The sequence below is a fragment of the Pseudomonas sp. AC172 genome (assembly GCF_979258595.1).
In genome coordinates this window covers 326,231-346,400 of record NZ_OZ409868.1, presented here as the reverse complement: position 1 = coordinate 346,400, position 20,170 = coordinate 326,231, and the positions used below count along the sequence as shown (strand labels likewise).

The window sequence follows — 20,170 nt, the reverse complement described above, 5'->3', positions numbered from 1 at the left end:
GCCGGCCTCATCGCTGGCAAGCCAGCTCCCACAGGGCACTCTATTTTCAAGGGGATTGTTTGTTTTCAGGGGATGAGGCGACAGCCTTGCCGTTCGCTCAACCATTGGGCGCTATTGCTGCGGCCCATGCCGCTGACGGTTATGGTTTTGCTGGCGCTGTCATCGGTGAAGTGGCTGGTCGGCAGCCATTGTTTTACATAGCCACGGCAATACTCGGCGTCGTTGTTCATCACATACCGGCACGAACAATATTCCTTGGCGGTGTAGGCGCTGATGATGTCGGGGAAGGCCCACAGATTTTCGCGCTCGTAGCCGATCCAGCCGAGCAGCAAAACAAGCAGCAACAACAGAAAGCGCTTCATGGCCGCACCGCCTTCAGCACGCGTTTGAGCAGTTCGTTATGGCGGTAGCTGCCATCGCGGTCATCGGCGTAACGCACGATCAGCAGTTTCTCGCTGGGAATCACGTACAGCGCCTGGCCCCAGTGGCCCAAGGCAGCGAAGGTGTCCCGCGGTGCATCGGGCCACGGTGATGCGGCGCCATCGACGGGACGATTGAGCCACCATTGGCCGCCGGGCACGGCTTCGTCCTGATGAGCCTTGTAGCCGGCGAAGGGTTCAAGGTTGAACGCGAGCCAATCTTTGGGCAGCACTTGCCGCTCCTTCCAACGACCGTCGCGGGCCATCAGCAACCCGACTCGCGCCAGATCCCGCGCAGTGAGATAAACATAGGAAGAAGCGACAAACGTGCCGCTGGCATCGGTTTCCCACACGGCGTGACGGATGCCCAATGGTTCGAACAACGCCGTCCACGGATAATCCGCATAACGCTGCGGGCCGACGATAGTTTTCAACGCTGCCGCCAAGAGATTGCTGTCGCCACTGGAATAACGGAAGGCCTGCCCAGGCTCGGCGTAGGCCTCATGATCAGCGGTAAATGCAGCCATGTCACGATGACCACGGGTGTAGAGCATCGCCACCACCGAGGATTTCAGCGGGGCATATTCGTAGTCTTCCTGCCAATCAATGCCCGAGGCCAAGTGCAGCAGATCGGCTATTTTTATCGCCGGGTGTTTTGCCAGTGGTGGGTAGAACTTTGCGGCAGGCTCTTCGAGTTTGAACAGGCCTTCGCCATAAGCCACACCGAAGACGGTGGCCATCAGGCTTTTGCTGATTGACCAGGTCAGATGCGGGGTTTGTTCGGTGGTCGGGCCGGCGTAACGCTCGTAGAGGATCTGGCCGTCGTGGATGATCAGCAGGGCGTCGGTGCGGATGCCCTGGCGGGTGATGTCATCGCGGGGCGGGAAGGCGTAATTTTCCAGCGCCCTTGTATCCGTGATCTTTGGGCCGGTTGGCCATTCTTTGCTCGGCCATTGTTCGGCGTGGACGGTGAAGCTGATCAGCAACAGAAACAGCGACAGGCCTTTGCACATGGGGAGGGCTCTGGGAATGAACCTGCTGAGATTAGTCGGGGTTTATGACAGATGTGTGGTGTTGTTGAGGCCGCCTTCGCGAGCAGGCTCGCTCCCACAGTTGACCGAGTTCCTTCAGTTGGAATGCCATCAAACTGTGGGAGCGAGCTTGCTCGCGAAGAGGCCAGTCAAGCCTGCGCCAAAGCCTTGGCCAACCGCTTGGCCCGAGCCCCCGCCGCCAACTGCATCACCCCCTGATCGCGCTGCCACATCTGCGCCCACTCTGCCGGCCCGTCAGCCAACGCCTGACTCACCTCGCCCTCCAGCGCCTCGAACTGCGCAAACAACCCACCCAGCAACACATGCCCGACGGGATTGTTCGGCGGCTGCCGGCTCGCCTCCGCACACCCGGCCAACAGCGCCAGCAAACGCAACTGCAGCGCCTGCGGCCAGTCACTGTCTTGCCCGACGCCATATAACCACGCAGTCATCGCGCTCAGCACATAGACATCTTCCAGCGTGCGAAACGGTTTGACGTAAGCATCCCAACCATCGCCAGCGAGCAACTCGCACAACGAGTTATCAAGATGCAACCGGCCGTGACTGATGTCCGGCATCAACGGCAGCGCCGGCAGTTTTTCCACCGTCACGCCGGATTCGCCGGGATAGACCACCGCCAGACTCAAACGCGGCGATTCACCAGGCTCTTCACTGCGCGCAGCAATCAGCAACCAGTCCGCCGCATCGCCGGCAGTGACGAAATCCTTACGTCCACTCAAGCGCAAATCGCTCAGTCGCGTCTGCATGTCCGCCGGACGCAAACTGCGCTGTTCGGTCGCACACAACGCACCGAGGCTCAGCGGCGCACTCGGCCACAACATGCGCAATGCCGCTTGGTAACCGACCAGAAACGCCAGCCCCGGCGTCGCCATTCGCCGCCCGCCCGCGACCGCCAATTCGAACGGTGTGACGTTGCCCAACTGCTGCAACAACGTCGCAAAACCCTCGGCCAGGTCAGCAACGGCGGGCAATCGTTCACGGCTGTGCAGCAGATCTGGCCAGGGCATAAGAGACTCCTTGTGGGCTGTCATATAAGCATCACCGAACGTTCATGGCGATGACACCGGGGCTACATAGCCTGACTTTGCACAACACGGCTGCATAAAGAAAGTCGATCGGCTGCAACCCACGACGGGTTAAAGGCCCGTACGGAGATTCACATGACTCAGATCGCCCGCATCAGCGACACCGGCAATGAACGCCGCCTGCAAGCCGAACGCCTGATCGGCGCCGAGGCCCTGCAGCAAGCCCAGGCCTTGCGCTTCAACGTCTTCAGCGGCGAGTTCAACGCCAAACTGAAAGGCGCGGAACTGGGTCTGGACATGGATGACTATGATGTTCACTGCAGCCACATCGGCGTGCGTGACTTGAACACCGGGCGCCTGGTGGCGACCACCCGTTTGCTCGATCACACGGCCGCCAGCAGCCTCGGCAAGTTCTACAGCGAAGAAGAATTCAGCCTGCATGGCCTGGCGCATCTGCAAGGCCCGATTCTGGAAATCGGCCGTACCTGCGTGGACCCGGCGTATCGCAACGGTGGCACCATCGCGGTGTTGTGGGGGGAGTTGGCCGAAGTGCTGAATCAGGGCGGCTACAGCTATCTGATGGGTTGCGCGAGCATCCCGATGCAGGACGGCGGCATCCAGGCCCACGCGATCATGCAGCGCCTGCGCGAACGGTATCTGTGCACCGAACACTTGCGCGCCGAGCCGAAAAATCCGCTGCCGACGCTGGATATTCCATCGAACGTGATCGCGGAAATGCCGCCGCTGCTCAAGGCCTACATGCGTCTGGGCGCGAAGATCTGCGGCGAGCCATGCTGGGATGAAGATTTCCAGGTCGCCGACGTGTTCATCCTGCTCAAGCGCGACGAACTCTGCCCGCGCTATGCCAAGCACTTCAAGGCGGCGGTGTGATGAGCCGGTTGCGAGTGTACGCGCGGATCGCGCGGGTGCTGCTGGTGGTGGCGCTGGGTTTGACCATGGCCAGCGTCTTCGGCGTATTTGAACGCATTGGCCTGGCGCATTCGATGGAGCGGCGTCAGCGCTGGTCGCGCTTCTTCATGGCGCGCCTGAGCAACGCCCTGCCCTTTCGCGTGACGGTTCACGGTGAGCTGCCAAAACAGCCGATGCTGTGGGTCAGCAATCATGTGTCGTGGACCGATATTCCGCTGCTCGGCATGCTCACACCGCTGTCGTTTCTGTCCAAAGCCGAAGTGCGCACCTGGCCGGTGGCCGGCTGGCTCGCGGCGAAGGCTGGCAGCCTGTTCATCCGTCGCGGTTCGGGCGACAGCCAGTTGATCCGCAAACAGATGACCCGTCACTTGCAGACCGATCATGCGTTGCTGATGTTTCCGGAAGGCACCACCACCGATGGCCGTTCGCTGCGTACCTTTCATGGTCGCTTGCTGGCGGCGGCGATTGATTCCGAAGTGATGCTGCAACCGGTGGCGATCCGTTACCTGCGTGATGGCGAAATCGATGCGCTGGCGCCGTTTATTGGTGACGACGATTTGCTCTCGCACTTGATGCGTTTGTTCAGTAATGATTGCGGCGATGTCGAGGTGCACCTGCTCAAGCCTATGGCCTGTCAGGGTCGTGAACGTGCGGCGTTGGCGTTTGAAGCGCAGCAGGCGGTGCAGAAGGCGTTGTTTGGATCGATTCCAGAAACCCGACAGTCGCCAATGCGCCCGGCAATCGCTGCCTGAAACACAAATCCTGAAATCACCTTGGCCCCTGTGGGAGCTGGCTTGCCAGCGATAGCGGTAGACCAGCCGTCACGAATGTTGAATGTGCTGACGCCATCGCTGGCAAGCCAGCTCCCACAGGGATTCAGTGTGTTGGTGGGGATTGTGCGAAGTCCTGGAGTTGTGGGTAGAAGAGCCTGAAGTCTTCGCTGAGCGGCTCATACAACCGCCGCAATTCCTGCATCGCTCCCGCCAATTCTTCTGGCCGAGTCAGCCGCCGCGAGATCCCGCGCAACACCTGCTCCAGCACTTCAAACTCCTGATACGAACCCAGCCAGTCATTGGCAACCATATGCGGGGCGATCTTCGCCAGTCGCTCGGGCAGTTGCCGTTCGTGGGTCAGCACCCGATACACATCTGCGGTGAATACCTCCAGCGGCTGCTCGGCATACAACCGCCAGTCCCGCGCCAGGCAATGATCGAAAAACACATCGAGGACGATCCCGGCATAACGGCGCCGCGTATCGGAAAAGCGCCCCAGCGCGATGTCCACCAACGGATGGCGGTCAGTGAACACGTCAATCCGTCGATGCAGTTGAATGGCCGCCTCGACCTCTGGCGCAAACTGCCCTTGCAGCCGGCCTTTGACGAAATCGCCATACAGACTGCCGAGCAATTGCCCGGGGCGCTGGCCACCAAGGTGTAGATGTGCGAGATAGTTCATGGGCGCAGCTTAGCACTGAGACCCATAAGCCATACACCCATGTATCGTTATAACGCGATATACCAATTTATGCTGACGTCAGATCAAAATCATATTGGTGTATCGCGATCTAACGATTTATATTTCGCCATATCGCGATATAGCGTTGTACACATTGTGAGCACACTGCCATGACCCTCGACCTCGACGAAATAATAAAAGCCCTGGCGCACCCAGTACGGCGAGACATCCTCAACTGGCTGAAAGACCCGAAGAACGAATTTCCGGAACAGTTGCACAACCACGAGTACGGCATCTGCGCCGGGCAGATCGATCAACGCTGCGGCCTGTCGCAGTCGACCGTTTCCGCGCACCTCGCAACGTTGCAACGCGCCGGGCTGATCAGCAGCCAGAAGGCCGGGCAATGGCACTTTTTCAAACGTAACGAGGACGTGATCCAGGCGTTCCTCAGCACCCTCAGTAAAGAGCTCTGACCCTTAACGTCAGCCAGCCGACAAGGAAACAAGCATGCCCCTTTCGCTACTCATCCTCGCCTTGAGCGCCTTCGCCATCGGCACCACCGAATTCGTCATCATGGGCCTGCTGCCCAATGTGGCGGCCGACCTCGGTGTGTCGATCCCCGGCGCCGGCTGGCTGGTGACCGGTTACGCCCTCGGCGTGGCCATCGGTGCGCCGTTCATGGCAATGGCCACGGCCAGACTGCCGCGTAAAGCGGCACTGGTGGCGTTGATGGGCATTTTTATTGTCGGCAACCTGCTCTGCGCCATCGCCAGTGATTACAACGTGCTGATGTTTGCCCGTGTGATCACCGCTCTGTGTCACGGTGCGTTCTTCGGCATCGGTTCGGTAGTGGCGGCCAATCTGGTGCCGGCCAACAAGCGTGCTTCGGCGGTGGCGTTGATGTTCACGGGCCTGACCCTGGCCAACGTCCTCGGTGTGCCGCTGGGCACTGCGCTGGGTCAGCAATACGGCTGGCGCTCGACCTTTTGGGCGGTGACCGTTATCGGCGTGATTGCGCTGATCGGCCTGATCCGCTTCCTGCCGGCCAAACGTGACGAAGAGAAGCTCGACATGCGCGCCGAACTCGCCGCCCTCAAAGGGGCCGGAATCTGGCTGTCGCTGAGCATGACCGCGCTGTTCGCCGCGTCCGTATTCACTCTGTTCACCTACGTCGCCCCGCTGCTCGGCGAAGTCACCGGTGTATCGCCACGTGGCGTGACCTGGACGCTGATGCTGATCGGCCTGGGCCTGACCGTCGGCAACATCATCGGCGGCAAACTCGCCGACAAAGGCATGGCCGCCACGCTGATCGGCGTGTTCATCGCCATGGCCGTGGTCTCCACCGTGCTGACCTGGACCAGCGTCGCGCTGATCCCGACCGAAATCACCCTGTTCCTCTGGGCCACCGCGTGTTTCGCCGCCGTACCGGCGCTGCAAGTCAACGTGGTGACCTTCGGCAAAGCCGCACCGAACCTGGTTTCGACCCTGAATATCGGCGCGTTCAACGTCGGTAACGCCCTCGGCGCCTGGGTCGGCGGCAGCGTCATCGCCCACGGTTACGGCCTGACCAGCGTGCCGCTCGCCGCCGCCGCGCTGGCGGTGCTCGCGCTGCTGGTGACGCTGATTACTTTCCGTCAGAACGGCAATGCCGATCTGGCCCCGGCAACTAACTGATTACTTTCCACTTACGAGGGTTGTAGACATGGCAACTATTTTTGATCCGATCAAACTGGGCGACATCGAGCTGGCCAACCGCATCATCATGGCGCCGCTGACCCGCTGCCGCGCTGACGAAGGTCGCGTACCAAACGCGCTGATGGCCGAATACTACGTACAGCGCGCCTCCGCTGGCCTGATCCTCAGCGAAGCCACGTCGGTGACGCCAATGGGTGTCGGCTACCCGGACACCCCGGGCATCTGGTCCAACGATCAAGTGCGTGGCTGGGCCAACGTCACCAAAGCCATTCACGGCGCTGGCGGCAAGATCTTCCTGCAACTGTGGCACGTCGGTCGCGTCTCGCACCCGTCGTACCTCGACGGTGAAGCACCGGTGGCACCGAGCGCGATCCAGCCAAAAGGTCACGTCAGCCTGGTGCGCCCACTGGCCGACTACCCAACCCCGCGCGCTCTGGAAACCGCTGAAATCGCCGACATCGTCGACGCCTACCGCACCGGTGCCGAAAACGCCAAAGCCGCTGGTTTCGACGGCGTGGAAATCCACGGCGCCAACGGTTACCTGCTCGACCAGTTCCTGCAAAGCAGCACCAACCAGCGCACCGACAATTACGGTGGCTCGCTGGAAAACCGTGCACGTCTGCTGCTGGAAGTGACTGACGCGGCGATCGAAGTCTGGGGCGCTGGTCGCGTGGGTGTGCACCTGGCACCGCGTGCCGACTCCCATGACATGGGCGACGACAACCTGGCGGAAACCTTCACCTACGTCGCACGGGAACTGGGCAAGCGCGGCATCGCGTTCATCTGCTCCCGTGAGAAAGAAGGCGCCGACAGCCTCGGCCCGCAACTGAAAGAAGCTTTCGGTGGCCCGTACATTGCTAACGAACGCTTTACCAAGGACAGCGCCAACGAGTGGCTGGCCAGCGGCAAGGCTGACGCGGTGGCGTTCGGCGTGCCGTTCATTGCCAATCCGGATCTGCCGGCTCGTTTGAAAGCTGATGCGCCGTTGAATGATGCGCGTCCGGAGCTGTTCTACGGTAAGGGGCCGGTCGGTTATATCGACTATCCAGCGCTGTAAGGCATCACGCAGAAACGCGAAAGCCCCCGACTTGTGAGAGTCGGGGGCTTTTTTTGTGTTCGCCTGGAGAATGGTTGCGCGGCTGAGTACGTAGCCCCCTCACCCCAGCCCTCTCCCAGGGGAGAGGGAGCCGATCTGTGTGCGTTTCAAATCTGGCGTTCGACCTGATATCTCAGGTCCGCGTATCTCGAAAGATCACCCCGGTCAGTCCCCTCTACCTCTGGGAGAGGGTTAGGGTGAGGGCAAGCCGCTCACACTCATTCACATGGACGACACAAATTCCCTACAAAATGCGTAGCTCGCTACGTTTAGACTCCCCCGCTGCGAAGCTATATAAAGGCAGGCCAATTGACATAAGCTGTGCCAATTACGCATTTTGTTTCATTTGCGCAGGCTGGGGCTCAGGCGCAGCATATCCAACCCTGTATCGACCCAACGCTCGGCCTCGGCATGCAGCTCAAAGCTGTCCGGCGCCAGAAGCCATCCATACAGCAGGCCATCGATGTAAGCGTGAATGCTGATGGCCGCGCGGGCAGTGTCGAGATCTTCCGGCAACTGGCCGCGATTCACCGCATTACGCAGGGTCAGCCCGATGCGCTCATTGCATTCGAGACTGGCCACCCGGCGCTGCTGGCGCAAATCGCACATTTCATCGGTGAACTCGCACTTATGAAACAGAATTTCGTTGATACGCCGGGTTTTCGGGTCCAGCGCAACTTGATGAAACAAATGAATCAGCAATTTGCGCATGCAGCCCAGTGGGTCGAGTTCGTCTTCGCTCTCACTGGCCTTAGCCAATTCATCCAGCGGCTCATGCAGGCTGTCGAGCATAGCCTGAACCAGGTCCGCCTTATTGCTGAAATGCCAGTAAATAGCGCCGCGCGTAACACCGGCCATTGTCGCAATATCGGCCAGCGTCGTACGGGCGACGCCCCTTTCATAAAAGGCTTTCTCCGCCGCTTCCAGAATCTGGCTACGGGTTTCTTGAGCTTCCTCTTTGGTACGACGGACCATGACAGTAAAACCTCAAACAGGATGTTTCAGGGATGGCTGAATATCCGCTGAATAAAGAGGGGGCGATCTCTCGCGGATCGGCTCCCCGGCCTACAATTTCAAACCTTGCAACGACTTTTGTAACGGGCTGGGTACGCGGCAAAGGTATTTACAAACAACCATGAACGTAAGTATATTCCTTAGCAAGCTACTTATCCACCCGGTATCCTTTTTTTACCCTTACACACTTCTTGTGCGCTTTTTGCGCGCCTGACCCGAGGATCTTCATGCAATTCAAGCCAGCTGTTACCGCTCTGGTCACTGCCGTCGCCCTGGCATCGCTGCTCAGCGGATGTAAAAAGGAAGAAGCGGCACCGGCCGCTCCACCGCCTCAGGTCGGCGTCGTCACCCTGCAACCACAAGCGTTTACCCTCACCTCCGAACTGCCGGGTCGCACCAGTGCGTTCCGCATCGCTGAAGTGCGTCCACAGGTCAACGGCATCATTCTCAAGCGTCTGTTCAAGGAAGGCGGCGATGTCAAAGCCGGCCAGCAGCTGTATCAGATCGATCCGTCGGTCTATGAAGCGACCCTGAAAAGCGCCGAAGCCAATCTGCGTTCGACCAAGTCGATCTCCGACCGCTACAAGCAACTGGTCGATGAGCAGGCCGTGAGCCGTCAGGAATACGACACCGCTGTGTCGAACCGCATGGAATCGGAAGCGTCGCTGCAGAGCGCGCAGATCAACGTGCGTTACACCAAGGTTTACGCGCCGATCTCCGGCCGTATCGGTCGTTCTTCGGTCACCGAAGGCGCACTGGTCAGCAATGGCCAGGCCGACGCGATGGCGACGATCCAGCAACTGGACCCGATTTACGTCGACGTCACCCAGTCCTCGGTTGAGCTGCTGGAATTGCGCCGCGAGCTGGAAAGCGGTCGCCTGCAGAAGTCCGGCGATACCGCCGCAGCGGTCAAACTGACCCTTGAAGACGGCAGCCAGTACAAGCTCGACGGTAAGCTGGAATTCTCCGAAGTCACGGTCGACCCGACTACCGGTTCCGTAACCCTGCGCGCAGTGTTCCCGAACCCGGATCACACCCTGCTGCCAGGCATGTTCGTTCGTGCCCAGTTGCAGGCCGGCGTCAACGCTGCGGCCATTCTGGCGCCGCAACAAGGCGTGACCCGCGACCTCAAAGGCACCCCGACCGCTCTGGTCGTTGGCGCCGACAACAAGGTCGAGCTGCGTCAGCTCAAGGCCAGCCGCACCGTCGGCAGCCAGTGGCTGATCGAAGACGGCCTGAAGGCTGGCGATCGCTTGATCACCGAAGGACTGCAATACGTGCGTCCGGGTGTTCAGGTGAGCCCGTCCGAAGCCACTAACGTAGGCAACAAGAACCCGGCCCCCGCTCAGGCAGCTGACAAAGCCGCCGGCGGCAAAGGGGAGTAATCCATGTCAAAATTCTTCATCGACCGTCCGATTTTCGCCTGGGTAATTGCCCTGGTGATCATGCTGGTCGGGGCACTTTCGATCCTGAAATTGCCGATCAACCAGTACCCGAGCATTGCGCCGCCGGCCATTGCGATCTCCGTGACCTACCCGGGCGCTTCGGCGCAAACCGTGCAGGACACTGTGGTCCAGGTAATCGAGCAGCAGCTCAACGGTATCGACAACCTGCGTTATGTGTCCTCGGAAAGTAACTCCGACGGCAGCATGACCATCACCGCGACTTTCGAGCAAGGCACCAACTCCGACACCGCGCAGGTGCAGGTTCAGAACAAGCTGAACCTCGCGACCCCGCTGTTGCCGCAGGAAGTGCAGCAACAAGGTATCCGCGTAACCAAGGCAGTGAAAAACTTCCTCTTGGTGATCGGCGTGGTATCGCGTGACGGCAGCATGACCAAGGACGACTTGTCCAACTACATCGTGTCGAACATGCAGGATCCGATTTCGCGGACCGCCGGTGTCGGTGACTTCCAGGTCTTCGGTGCCCAGTACGCGATGCGCATCTGGCTCGATCCGGCCAAGTTGAACAAGTACAACCTGACCCCGGCTGACGTCAGCTCCGCGATTTCGGCGCAGAACGTCCAGGTGTCGTCCGGTCAGCTCGGTGGTTTGCCGGCGCTGCCAGGCCAGCAACTGAACGCCACGATCATCGGCAAGACCCGTCTGCAGACTGCCGAGCAGTTCAAGGCGATTCTGCTGAAGGTTAATCAGGACGGCTCGCAAGTGCGCGTCGGTGATGTTGCCGACGTCGGTCTGGGTGGTGAGAACTCGACCATTTCTGCTCAGTTCAACGGCAAACCGTCCTCCGGTCTGGCGGTGAAACTGGCCAACGGCGCCAACGCCCTCGACACCGCCAAAGCCCTGCGCAAGACGATTGACGAGCTCAAGCCGTTCTTCCCGCAAGGCATGGAAGTGGTGTTCCCGTACGACACCACGCCAGTGGTGACCGAGTCGATCAAAGGTGTAGTTGAAACCCTGGTCGAAGCGATCGTGCTGGTGTTCCTGGTGATGTTCCTGTTCCTGCAGAACTTCCGCGCCACCGTCATCACTACGATGACTGTGCCGGTGGTATTGCTCGGTACGTTCGGCATCCTCGCGGCCTTCGGTTTCAGCATCAACACCCTGACCATGTTCGGTATGGTGCTGGCCATCGGCTTGCTGGTGGACGACGCCATCGTGGTGGTGGAAAACGTCGAGCGGGTGATGAGCGAAGAAGGCTTGTCACCGAAGGAAGCGACCAAGAAGTCCATGGGCCAGATCCAGGGCGCACTGGTCGGTATTGCCCTGGTTCTGTCGGCGGTATTGCTGCCGATGGCGTTCTTCAGCGGTTCCACCGGTGTGATCTACAAGCAGTTCTCGATCACCATCGTTTCGGCCATGGCCCTGTCGGTACTGGTCGCGCTGATTTTCACCCCGGCGCTCTGCGCGACCATGCTCAAGGCGATTCCGAAAGGCGAGCACGGCACGCCGAAAACCGGTTTCTTCGGTTGGTTCAACCGCAGTTTCGATCGTGGTGTCAGAAGCTACGAGCGCGGTGTCGGCAACATGCTGTCGCGCAAAGCCCCGTATCTGCTGGCGTATGTGCTGATCGTGGTCGGCATGATCTGGCTGTTTACCCGCATTCCGACCGCGTTCCTGCCGGAAGAAGACCAGGGCGTACTGTTCGCCCAGGTGCAAACCCCGGCCGGTTCCAGTGCCGAACGTACTCAAGTCGTGATCGACGAAATGCGTTCCTACCTGCTGGAGAAAGAATCCGGCGCGGTCGCCTCGGTGTTCACCGTGAACGGCTTCAACTTCGCCGGTCGCGGTCAGAGTTCGGGTCTGGCGTTCATCATGCTCAAACCGTGGGATGAGCGTGACGCGAGCAACAGCGTGTTCGCCCTCGCCCAACGTGCACAGCAACACTTCTTCAGCTTCCGCGATGCGATGGTGTTTGCTTTCGCCCCGCCAGCGGTACTGGAATTGGGTAACGCCACCGGTTTCGACGTGTTCCTGCAGGACCGCGCCGGTATCGGTCACGAAAAACTGATGGAAGCGCGTAACCAGTTCCTCGGTCTGGCGGCGCAGAGCAAGGTGCTCTATCAGGTGCGTCCGAACGGTTTGAACGACGAGCCGCAATACCACCTGGAAATCGACGATCAGAAGGCCCAGGCCCTCGGCGTGAGCATCGCCGATATCAACAGCACCCTGTCGATCTCCTTCGGTAGTAGCTACGTCAACGACTTCATCGACCGTGGTCGAGTGAAGAAGGTCTACGTGCAAGGTCAGGCCGGTGCTCGCATGAGCCCTGAAGACTTGAAGAAGTGGTACGTGCGCAACAGTGCCGGGACCATGGTGCCGTTCTCCGCGTTCGCCAAGGGCGAGTGGATCTACGGCTCGCCGAAACTGGCGCGTTACAACGGTGTAGAAGCGATGGAGATCCTCGGTTCTCCGGCGCCGGGTTACTCCACCGGTGAAGCGATGGCCGAAGTCGAAGCGATTGCCAAGAAGCTGCCGGCCGGTGTCGGTATCTCCTGGACGGGTCTGTCCTATGAGGAACGGCTGTCGGGTTCGCAAGCGCCAGCGCTGTACGCTTTGTCGCTGCTGATGGTGTTCCTGTGTCTGGCGGCGCTGTACGAGAGCTGGTCGATTCCTATCGCGGTGATGCTCGTGGTACCGCTGGGGATCATCGGTGCGCTGCTGGCCACTAGCTTGCGCGGTCTGTCCAACGACGTGTACTTCCAGGTAGGTCTGTTGACGACCATCGGTCTGGCGGCTAAAAACGCCATTCTGATCGTCGAGTTCGCCAAGGAACTGCATGAACAGGGACGCAGCCTGCGGGATGCGGCGATTGAAGCCTGCCGTATGCGTCTGCGCCCGATCATCATGACCTCGCTGGCCTTCGTCCTCGGTGTTGTACCGTTGGCGATCTCCACCGGCGCCGGTTCAGGCAGTCAACATGCGATCGGTACGGGCGTGATTGGCGGTATGCTCACGGCCACGATCCTGGCGATCTTCTGGGTCCCACTGTTCTTCGTTACGGTTTCGTCCATCGGCCAGCGTAAGATCGCTGACGAGGATGAAGCTACTGAAACTCCTAAAGAGGCTGGCCAATGAGCAAGTCGCTACTCTCCATCGCAGTCGCCGCCTTCGTGCTGAGCGGTTGTTCGCTGATACCTGACTATCAGCAGCCTGAGGCTCCGGTCGCAGGTCAGTACCCGCAGGGGCCGGCGTATTCGCCGGCCCAGGCTCCGGCGCAGGCCGCTGCCGAGCAAGGCTGGAAGCAGTTTTTCCATGACCCGGCGCTGCAACAGCTGATTCAGGTCTCCCTGGAAAACAACCGCGACCTGCGCGTCGCGGCGCTGAACATCGACGCCTATGCGGCTCAATACCGCATTCAGCGTGCCGATCTGTTCCCGGCCGTTTCGGCCAATGCCAGCGGTAGCCGTCAACGGGTTCCGGCCCGTGCCTCGCAGACCGGCGAGTCGAGCATCAGTAGCTCCTACTCCGCCACCGTCGGCATCAGCGCCTACGAACTCGACCTGTTCGGTCGTGTGCGTAGCCTGAGCGAACAAGCGCTGCAACAATACTTCGCCACTGAAGAAGCACGTCGCAGCACTCAGATCAGTCTGGTCGCCAGCGTCGCCAATGCTTACCTGACCTGGCAAGCGGACAAGGAACTGCTCAAGCTGACGCAAGACACCCTCGGTGCCTTCGAAGAAAGCTACAAGCTGACCAGCCGCAGCAACGAAGTCGGCGTGGCTTCGGCGCTGGATCTGGCGCAGTCGCGCACATCCGTGGAAAACGCCCGGGCACAACTGGCACGTTACACCCGCCAGGTGGCGCAGGACGAAAACAGCCTGACCCTGCTGCTCGGCACCGGTATCCCGGCCAACCTGCAAGCGGCCAAACCGCTGGCCGATGACCTGCTCAGCGACGTGCCGCCGGGTCTGCCTTCGGACTTGCTGCAACGTCGTCCGGACATCCTGCAAGCCGAGTACAACCTGAAAGCGGCCAACGCCAACATCGGTGCGGCCCGTGCCGCGTTCTTCCCGAGCATCAGCCTGACCGCCAACGCGGGCAGCCTGAGCCCGGATCTGTCCGGCCTGTTCAAGGGTGGTTCGGGAACGTGGCTGTTCCAGCCGCAGATCAACCTGCCGATCTTCAACGCCGGCAGCCTGCGCGCCAGCCTCGACGCCGCCAAGATCCAGAAGGACATTGGCGTGGCGAACTACGAGAAGTCCATTCAAACGGCCTTCCAGGAAGTCGCCGACGGCCTCGCCGCACGTCAGACCTACACCGAGCAGCTGCAAGCGCAGCGTGACTTCGTGCAGGCCAACCAGGATTACTACCGCTTGGCCGAGCGTCGCTACCGCATCGGCGTCGACAGCAACCTGACCTTCCTCGATGCCCAGCGTCAGCTGTTCAGCGCGCAACAAGCGCTGATCACCGACCGCCTCGCGCAGCTGACCAGTGCGGTCAACCTGTACAAGGCTCTGGGCGGTGGCTGGAATGCGCAAACCGCGCAGAACGAACAGCTGAAAGAAGAAGCGCCGAAGATGAAGTTGTTCTGATCATCGGCTGAATACAAGGAGCCCACCGATTGGTGGGCTTTTTGTTGCCTGTCTGAAAGTTGTGGTGTCTGGACGGGCCCCTTCGCGAGCAAGCTCGCTCCCACAAGGGAGCGCATTCCAAATGTGGGAGCGAGCTTGCTCGCGAAGAGGCCCGCACATTCACCCAAAACACCCGGCTCAATCTTGCGTTCGATAATCGCCCAAAACCCGCTTTACCCAATTGAATCCGAACATCCGCGCCCCGCACCATTCGCTCCACAAAACCAATAACAACAGGTTCGACACCATGCTCCCGCGCCCTGCCCCGTCCGGCTGATTGCCGTCGTTTCACCCTGAACACTTTTCATGTCTGCACCCCGAAAACCCGGTGGCAGCGCACCCGTTCGCCTTAAAAAAACAAGAGAGACCCCAGCTATGACAACCTCCCCTGCGCCCTACGCACTTCCGGGCCTTTTCGCCCTCGCCCTGGCCGGCGCGGCGCTGCCCGCTGCGGCTGAAGAAGCCGGTTTCATTGAAGGGGCCAAGGTCAACCTGAACTTGCGCAACTTCTACATCAACCGCAACTTCACCAACCCGACCAAGGCCCAGGGCAAGGCTGAAGAGTGGACGCAGAACTTCATCCTCGACGCCAAGTCCGGCTTCACTCAGGGCACCGTCGGCTTCGGCATGGACGTGCTCGGTTTATATTCGGTGAAACTCGATGGCGGCAAAGGCACCGGCGGCACCCAATTGCTGCCGCTGGATCACGATGGACGCCCGGCGGACAACTTCGGCCGCACCAACGTTGCCTTCAAGGCCAAATTTTCCCAGACCGAAGTAAAGGTCGGCGAGTGGATGCCGGTGCTGCCGATTCTGCGTTCGGACGACGGTCGCTCGCTGCCGCAAACCTTTCGTGGCGGCCAGATCACCTCGAAGGAAATCGACGGCCTGACTCTCTACGGCGGCCAGTTCCGCGCCAACAGCCCGCGCGACGACAGCAGCATGAGCGACATGTCGATGACCGGCAAAGCGGCATTCACCTCTGATCGCTTCAACTTTCAGGGCGGTGAATACGTTTTCAATGAAAAACGCACGCAAATCGGTTTGTGGAACGCCGAACTCAAGGACATCTACAGCCAGCAATATGTGAACCTGATCCACAGCCAGCCACTCGGCGACTGGACGCTGGGCGCCAACCTCGGCTTCTTCTACGGCAAGGACGACGGCAGCGCCCGCGCCGGCGATCTCGACAATAAAACCTGGTCGGGCATGTTCTCGGCGAAGTACGGCGGCAACACCTTCTACGTCGGCCTGCAGAAACTCACCGGCGACAGCGCGTGGATGCGGGTCAACGGCACCAGCGGCGGCACGCTGGCCAACGACAGCTACAACGCCAGTTATGACAATGCACAGGAACGCTCCTGGCAGTTGCGTCACGACTACAACTTCGCCGCCATGGGTGTTCCGGGCCTGACGCTGATGAACCGCTATATCAGCGGGGACAACGTGCACACCGGGACGGTCACCGATGGCAAGGAATGGGGCCGCGAATCGGAACTGGGCTACACGGTGCAGAGCGGCACGCTCAAGGATCTGAACTTCAGATGGCGCAACTCGACCATGCGTCGTGATTACAGCAACAACGAGTTCGACGAAAACCGCTTGATCGTCAGCTACCCGATCAGCCTTCTCTAAACACACATCCCCCCTGTGGGAGCGAGCTTGCTCGCGAAAGCGGCGTGACATTCAAAAGAGATGTCGACTGACACAACGCCTTCGCGAGCAAGCTCGCTCCCACATTGAATCTGCGCCACTGGTCAGGAGAAGTGGCACTTCGCGGGGCGGCGGGTAAAGTGACAAAACCTGAAGGACTCAGGTGCTTCACCCTTTCCGCTTCCGTCGTCGTAGTCGGTCCTCAAGTTGTGCGCCAGGTTGTCATCGGAAGACACCGCCGATCACCGGAGGACTACCTCATGATCTCTCGCGTCAAAGCAACACCCGACTGGGACGCCAAGGCGTACCAGCAGTTCTCTCGTCTCAGGCAACGCCCGGTCAACGAATTGCTCGACCGCATCGACCTGCAAAATCCCCAAAGCATCATCGACCTCGGCTGCGGCACAGGCATCGCCACGCAATTGTTGGCCGAGCGCTGGCCACGCGCGCAGCTGCAGGGCATCGACAGTTCCGCGCAGATGCTGGACCAGGCACGGTGCCTGCCAATCAAGGCGTTGTGGCGACACTGCGACTTGCTCGATTGGCAACCCGAGCAGCCGGCGGATCTGCTGCTCGCTGCCGCCGTGCTGCACTTTATCGATGGCCATGAAACGTTGCTCCCACGCCTGCTTGGCCACCTCAACCCCGGCGGCTGTCTGGCGGCGCACATGCCCGACTGGCGCGATGCCCCGTGGTATCGACTGATGCTCGACACCCTCGAAGACGCCGGCCCGGGCGGCACGCCATTGGGCACACCTGAACTGCGTCAGCGCATGGCGTCGCGGCCGTTGTTGGCGCTGGAGGATTACTACCGTTTGCTCGCGCCCATGACCACGTCGCTGGATATCTGGGAGACCGAGCAGTTGCAGGTGGTCGACGGCAAGTCGCCGGTGTACGACTGGGTGAAGGTCTCGGCGCTGCGACCGGTGATGCAGGCGCTGGATTCAGCGGAACAGGCGCGGTTTATCTATCACTATCTGATGCGGGTGCATAAGCATTATCCACAGGAGGGGGATGGACATACGTTGTTTGCGTTCAAGCGGATATTCATTGTGGCCAGGGTTTGAATGAGTTGGGCTGGTTGATGCGCAACGGCGTCTGCCCCCTTCGCGAGCAAGCTCGCTCCCACATTGGACTTGTGTCGATCACAAAACAAATGTGGGAGCGAGCTTGCTCGCGAAGGCGTAATTTCAGGCGCCGTCACTCCCGGGATTCGACTCCTAGCTCATCCCACACCGACTCGGCCAAATGAAACGTCGCATTCGCCGCCGGGATCCCGCAATAAATCGCACTCTGCATGATCACTTCCTTGATCTCGCCCCGGCTAACGCCGTTATTGGCTGCTGCGCGCAGATGCAGTTTCAGCTCGCCTTCGCGGTTCATGCCGATCAACATCGCGATGGTGATCAAACTGCGCGTGTGCCGAGGCAGCCCCGGACGCGTCCAGATATCGCCCCAGGCATGCCGGGTGATCATTTCCTGAAACTCCGAGTTGAACTCGGTCAGCGTGGTCAGGCTGCGATCAACATGCGCATCGCCCAGCACCGCGCGGCGCACTTGCATGCCGTCGTCGTAACGTTGTTTCTCGTCCACAAAAACTTCCTCACTTGGCCTGCAAAAACGCCAACACGCGATCACTGAAATCCGCACCAGCCTGCACGTTGGACAGGTGCGCGGCATAGAACTCGGCGTATTCGGCACCGCGTACATGTTCCTGAATAAAGTGCCCACCGGACGGCGGCGTCACCGCATCTTCGGTGCCGGCAATCACCAGCAACGGCACGTTGATCGACGCCAGTTGCTCGCGAAAATCGGCATCACGCACCGCTGCGCAGTTGGCCGCATAACCCTCTGGCGAAGTGGCCGCGAGCATGTCGGTAATCTGCTTGGCTGCCGCCGGATGTGCAGCGGAAAAATCCGGAGTAAACCAACGGGCAATCGACGCATCACGCAGGGCAACCATCGCCGCCGCGCCATCGCGCAGCACGGTTTCGATGCGTGGATTCCACACCGACGGATCGCCGATTTTAGCCGCTGTGTTGCAGACGATCAGCTTGTGCAGACGATGACCAGCATTGATCCCCAGCCACTGGCCGATCAGGCCACCCATCGATAATCCGCAGAAATACGCACGCTCAATGTTCAGTGCATCCAGCAGGCCGAGCACATCGTGACCGAGTTGCTTGATGCTGTACGGCCCCGGCGTCACCAGCGATTGGCCATGGCCACGGGTGTCGAAGCGCAGCACGCGGAAATGCTCGGTAAACGCCGGCATCTGCGCGTCCCACATGTGCAGATCAGTGCCCAACGAATTGGACAGCACCAGCACCGGTACATCGACCGGGCCCTCTATTTCATAGTGCAGTTCGCCATCGGCGAGTTGAACGAAAGCCACAGCCCTCTCCTTTCAGTCAGACAATGCGTTGTGTTCGGCCACCGCGCGCTCGACCCAGGTTGTCGCCTGACCGAGGTAATGAGCGGGGTTCAAAAGGTGATCGAGTTCAGCGCTGCTCAACTCGGCGGTAACCTTGGGTTCGTCACCGAGTACGGCGCGCAAATGGCGCTGCTCGGCCACCGCGCGTTTGCAGCATTGCTCAAGCAGATGATGCGCGGTGTCGCGGCCGACCCGTTGCGCAAGCACGATGCTCACCGCTTCGGCCAGCACCAGCCCTTGGGTCAACTTGAGGTTGCGCGCCATGCGTTCGGCGTCGACTTCCAGCCCTTGCGCTAACAACCGAGCCTGTTGCAACGAACCCGACACCAGGCAGCAAATCTCCGGCAAGGTTTCCCATTCGGCATGCCACAGACCGAGGCTGCGTTCGTGCTCCTGTGGCATCGCGCTGAACAGCGTCGAGACCAGCCCCGGCACCCGCGTCGCCGCGCCGATCAACACCGCAGCACCGACCGGATTGCGTTTGTGCGGCATGGTCGACGAACCGCCCTTGCCCGGCGCCGATGGCTCGAAAACCTCGGCGGTTTCGGTCTGCATCAACAGGCTGATGTCGCGGCCGAATTTGCCGAGGCTGCCGGCGATCAAACCGAGCACCGCGCCGAACTCCACCACGCGATCACGCTGGGTGTGCCACGGCTGTTCGGGCAAGCTCAGTTGCAGTTCTTCGGCCAGGGCTTCAGCGATTGGCAAGGCCTGCGCGCCAAGTGCCGCGAGCGTGCCGGACGCGCCGCCAAATTGCAGCACCAGCAGACGCGGCTTGAGTTCGCGTAGACGCTGACGGCTGCGAGTCACGGCGCCCAACCATCCCGCGATTTTCATGCCGAGGGTGACCGGCGTCGCGTGCTGCAGCCAGGTGCGTCCAGCCAACGGCGTCGCCGCATGGCGTTGTGCTTGAGCGGCAAGTGAATCGGCCAGTTGCGCCAGATCGCTTTCAATCAGTTCCAGCGCCTGACGCAATTGCAGCACCAGCCCGGAATCCATCACGTCCTGACTGGTCGCGCCCAAATGCACATAGCGCTCAGCCTCGGCATCGGTCGCGGCAATCTGTTTACCCAACGCCTTGACCACCGGAATCGCCGAATTGCCAGCCGTGGCAATCGCCTCGCCCAACGCCGCGAAGTCATACAAACCGGCGCTGCACGCCGCCGCAATCGGTGCCACGGCAGACGCCGGAATCAAACCAACCCGCGCCTCGGCCCGGGCCAGCGCCGCTTCGAAGTCGAGCATGGCCTGCACGCGGCCCTGATCGCAGAACACTTCACGCATATCGCGGGCAGTGAAATAGGCATCGAACAATTGATTGCCCGGTCGCTGAGTCATAAACAGTCCTTGCCGGCGCGGGCCG

Annotated in this window: 18 protein-coding genes; 10 read left to right on the top strand and 8 right to left on the bottom strand. The window is 60.5% G+C overall.

Annotation, left to right across the window (positions count from 1 at the left end; genetic code table 11):
* Positions 1 to 65 precede the first annotated feature (65 nt).
* The 3 genes from ACZ0A4_RS01685 to ACZ0A4_RS01675 all read right to left on the bottom strand — a co-directional run bounded on the left by ACZ0A4_RS01685 (position 66) and on the right by ACZ0A4_RS01675 (position 2,478).
* The gene (locus ACZ0A4_RS01685; protein ID WP_463572805.1) at positions 66 to 362 is read right to left on the bottom strand and encodes an amidase; all 297 of its coding nucleotides are present in this window, start codon (positions 360 to 362) and stop codon (positions 66 to 68) included.
* The gene (locus ACZ0A4_RS01680) at positions 359 to 1,432 is read right to left on the bottom strand and encodes a serine hydrolase domain-containing protein (RefSeq protein WP_463572804.1); all 1,074 of its coding nucleotides are present in this window, start codon (positions 1,430 to 1,432) and stop codon (positions 359 to 361) included. The genes ACZ0A4_RS01685 and ACZ0A4_RS01680 overlap by 4 nt, the downstream gene beginning before the upstream one ends.
* 167 nt (positions 1,433 to 1,599) lie before the next feature.
* Positions 1,600 to 2,478, bottom strand: coding sequence for an acyl-CoA dehydrogenase middle domain-containing protein (locus tag ACZ0A4_RS01675; RefSeq protein WP_463572803.1), 879 nt, complete (start codon positions 2,476 to 2,478; stop codon positions 1,600 to 1,602).
* Between the two features lie 153 nt (positions 2,479 to 2,631).
* Here ACZ0A4_RS01675 and olsB point away from each other — a divergent pair, with 153 nt between their 5' ends.
* Positions 2,632 to 3,387, top strand: a complete 756-nt coding sequence (gene olsB, locus ACZ0A4_RS01670; RefSeq protein ID WP_007916280.1) for an L-ornithine N(alpha)-acyltransferase — start codon at positions 2,632 to 2,634, stop codon at positions 3,385 to 3,387.
* A complete protein-coding gene (locus ACZ0A4_RS01665) occupies positions 3,387 to 4,178 on the top strand; it encodes a lysophospholipid acyltransferase family protein (protein WP_463572802.1) in 792 nt (263 codons plus the stop codon). The genes olsB and ACZ0A4_RS01665 overlap by 1 nt, the downstream gene beginning before the upstream one ends.
* A gap of 124 nt (positions 4,179 to 4,302) precedes the next feature.
* Here ACZ0A4_RS01665 and ACZ0A4_RS01660 read toward each other — a convergent pair whose 3' ends face one another.
* Positions 4,303 to 4,881, bottom strand: a complete 579-nt coding sequence (locus tag ACZ0A4_RS01660; RefSeq protein WP_463572800.1) for an acyl carrier protein phosphodiesterase — start codon at positions 4,879 to 4,881, stop codon at positions 4,303 to 4,305.
* A 170-nt stretch (positions 4,882 to 5,051) separates the two neighbouring features.
* On the opposite strand from ACZ0A4_RS01660, the gene ACZ0A4_RS01655 reads away from it, so the two are divergent.
* Genes ACZ0A4_RS01655 through ACZ0A4_RS01645 form a run of 3 tightly spaced genes read left to right on the top strand, consistent with a single transcriptional unit; the run spans position 5,052 to position 7,633 of the window.
* Positions 5,052 to 5,354 (top strand): ArsR/SmtB family transcription factor, encoded by a 303-nt coding sequence (locus tag ACZ0A4_RS01655; RefSeq protein WP_463572799.1) that lies wholly within the window; start codon positions 5,052 to 5,054, stop codon positions 5,352 to 5,354.
* Between the two features lie 34 nt (positions 5,355 to 5,388).
* Positions 5,389 to 6,555, top strand: coding sequence for an MFS transporter (locus tag ACZ0A4_RS01650; protein WP_095049162.1), 1,167 nt, complete (start codon positions 5,389 to 5,391; stop codon positions 6,553 to 6,555).
* Between the two features lie 28 nt (positions 6,556 to 6,583).
* Positions 6,584 to 7,633, top strand: coding sequence for an alkene reductase (locus tag ACZ0A4_RS01645; protein ID WP_463572798.1), 1,050 nt, complete (start codon positions 6,584 to 6,586; stop codon positions 7,631 to 7,633).
* 381 nt (positions 7,634 to 8,014) lie between these two features.
* On the opposite strand, the gene emhR is transcribed toward ACZ0A4_RS01645, so the two are convergent.
* Positions 8,015 to 8,647: an efflux system transcriptional repressor EmhR gene (emhR, locus tag ACZ0A4_RS01640; RefSeq protein ID WP_038358223.1), complete on the bottom strand. Its 633-nt coding sequence runs from the start codon at positions 8,645 to 8,647 to the stop codon at positions 8,015 to 8,017.
* Between the two features lie 266 nt (positions 8,648 to 8,913).
* Between emhR and emhA the strand changes: the two genes are divergently transcribed.
* The 5 genes from emhA to ACZ0A4_RS01615 all read left to right on the top strand — a co-directional run bounded on the left by emhA (position 8,914) and on the right by ACZ0A4_RS01615 (position 17,440).
* Positions 8,914 to 10,071 (top strand): efflux RND transporter periplasmic adaptor subunit EmhA, encoded by a 1,158-nt coding sequence (emhA, locus tag ACZ0A4_RS01635; protein ID WP_463572796.1) that lies wholly within the window; start codon positions 8,914 to 8,916, stop codon positions 10,069 to 10,071.
* A gap of 3 nt (positions 10,072 to 10,074) precedes the next feature.
* Positions 10,075 to 13,224 carry an efflux RND transporter permease subunit EmhB gene (gene emhB, locus ACZ0A4_RS01630; protein WP_141129403.1) on the top strand — a complete coding sequence of 1,050 codons (3,150 nt, stop codon included), beginning with the start codon at positions 10,075 to 10,077 and terminating at the stop codon, positions 13,222 to 13,224.
* A complete protein-coding gene (emhC, locus tag ACZ0A4_RS01625) occupies positions 13,221 to 14,681 on the top strand; it encodes an efflux RND transporter outer membrane subunit EmhC (RefSeq protein WP_463572794.1) in 1,461 nt (486 codons plus the stop codon). Before emhB ends, emhC begins: the two co-directional genes overlap by 4 nt.
* A gap of 414 nt (positions 14,682 to 15,095) precedes the next feature.
* Positions 15,096 to 16,355, top strand: a complete 1,260-nt coding sequence (locus ACZ0A4_RS01620; protein WP_463572793.1) for an OprD family porin — start codon at positions 15,096 to 15,098, stop codon at positions 16,353 to 16,355.
* A gap of 278 nt (positions 16,356 to 16,633) precedes the next feature.
* Positions 16,634 to 17,440 (top strand): methyltransferase domain-containing protein, encoded by an 807-nt coding sequence (locus ACZ0A4_RS01615; protein ID WP_463572791.1) that lies wholly within the window; start codon positions 16,634 to 16,636, stop codon positions 17,438 to 17,440.
* A gap of 133 nt (positions 17,441 to 17,573) precedes the next feature.
* Here the strand turns inward: ACZ0A4_RS01615 and pcaC are convergent, their stop codons facing one another.
* The 3 genes from pcaC to ACZ0A4_RS01600 are packed head-to-tail and all read right to left on the bottom strand — an operon-like array spanning position 17,574 to position 20,145.
* Positions 17,574 to 17,966 carry a 4-carboxymuconolactone decarboxylase gene (gene pcaC, locus ACZ0A4_RS01610; protein ID WP_025110738.1) on the bottom strand — a complete coding sequence of 131 codons (393 nt, stop codon included), beginning with the start codon at positions 17,964 to 17,966 and terminating at the stop codon, positions 17,574 to 17,576.
* Between the two features lie 10 nt (positions 17,967 to 17,976).
* Positions 17,977 to 18,768, bottom strand: coding sequence for a 3-oxoadipate enol-lactonase (gene pcaD / locus ACZ0A4_RS01605; protein ID WP_463572790.1), 792 nt, complete (start codon positions 18,766 to 18,768; stop codon positions 17,977 to 17,979).
* Positions 18,769 to 18,780: 12 nt separating this feature from the next.
* Positions 18,781 to 20,145 (bottom strand): 3-carboxy-cis,cis-muconate cycloisomerase, encoded by a 1,365-nt coding sequence (locus ACZ0A4_RS01600; protein WP_463572789.1) that lies wholly within the window; start codon positions 20,143 to 20,145, stop codon positions 18,781 to 18,783.
* Positions 20,146 to 20,170: the final 25 nt, after the last annotated feature.

Coding starts and splice junctions, on each gene's coding strand:
- ACZ0A4_RS01660 (WP_463572800.1), bottom strand. CDS start 4,881: ATGAACTATCTCGCACATCTACACCTTGGTGGCCAGCGCCCCGGGCAA.
- ACZ0A4_RS01645 (WP_463572798.1), top strand. CDS start 6,584: ATGGCAACTATTTTTGATCCGATCAAACTGGGCGACATCGAGCTGGCC.
- emhR (WP_038358223.1), bottom strand. CDS start 8,647: ATGGTCCGTCGTACCAAAGAGGAAGCTCAAGAAACCCGTAGCCAGATT.
- ACZ0A4_RS01615 (WP_463572791.1), top strand. CDS start 16,634: ATGATCTCTCGCGTCAAAGCAACACCCGACTGGGACGCCAAGGCGTAC.
- ACZ0A4_RS01675 (WP_463572803.1), bottom strand. CDS start 2,478: ATGCCCTGGCCAGATCTGCTGCACAGCCGTGAACGATTGCCCGCCGTT.
- ACZ0A4_RS01650 (WP_095049162.1), top strand. CDS start 5,389: ATGCCCCTTTCGCTACTCATCCTCGCCTTGAGCGCCTTCGCCATCGGC.
- ACZ0A4_RS01685 (WP_463572805.1), bottom strand. CDS start 362: ATGAAGCGCTTTCTGTTGTTGCTGCTTGTTTTGCTGCTCGGCTGGATC.
- emhC (WP_463572794.1), top strand. CDS start 13,221: ATGAGCAAGTCGCTACTCTCCATCGCAGTCGCCGCCTTCGTGCTGAGC.
- ACZ0A4_RS01620 (WP_463572793.1), top strand. CDS start 15,096: ATGACAACCTCCCCTGCGCCCTACGCACTTCCGGGCCTTTTCGCCCTC.
- emhB (WP_141129403.1), top strand. CDS start 10,075: ATGTCAAAATTCTTCATCGACCGTCCGATTTTCGCCTGGGTAATTGCC.
- ACZ0A4_RS01600 (WP_463572789.1), bottom strand. CDS start 20,145: ATGACTCAGCGACCGGGCAATCAATTGTTCGATGCCTATTTCACTGCC.
- ACZ0A4_RS01665 (WP_463572802.1), top strand. CDS start 3,387: ATGAGCCGGTTGCGAGTGTACGCGCGGATCGCGCGGGTGCTGCTGGTG.
- olsB (WP_007916280.1), top strand. CDS start 2,632: ATGACTCAGATCGCCCGCATCAGCGACACCGGCAATGAACGCCGCCTG.
- ACZ0A4_RS01680 (WP_463572804.1), bottom strand. CDS start 1,432: ATGTGCAAAGGCCTGTCGCTGTTTCTGTTGCTGATCAGCTTCACCGTC.
- emhA (WP_463572796.1), top strand. CDS start 8,914: ATGCAATTCAAGCCAGCTGTTACCGCTCTGGTCACTGCCGTCGCCCTG.
- ACZ0A4_RS01655 (WP_463572799.1), top strand. CDS start 5,052: ATGACCCTCGACCTCGACGAAATAATAAAAGCCCTGGCGCACCCAGTA.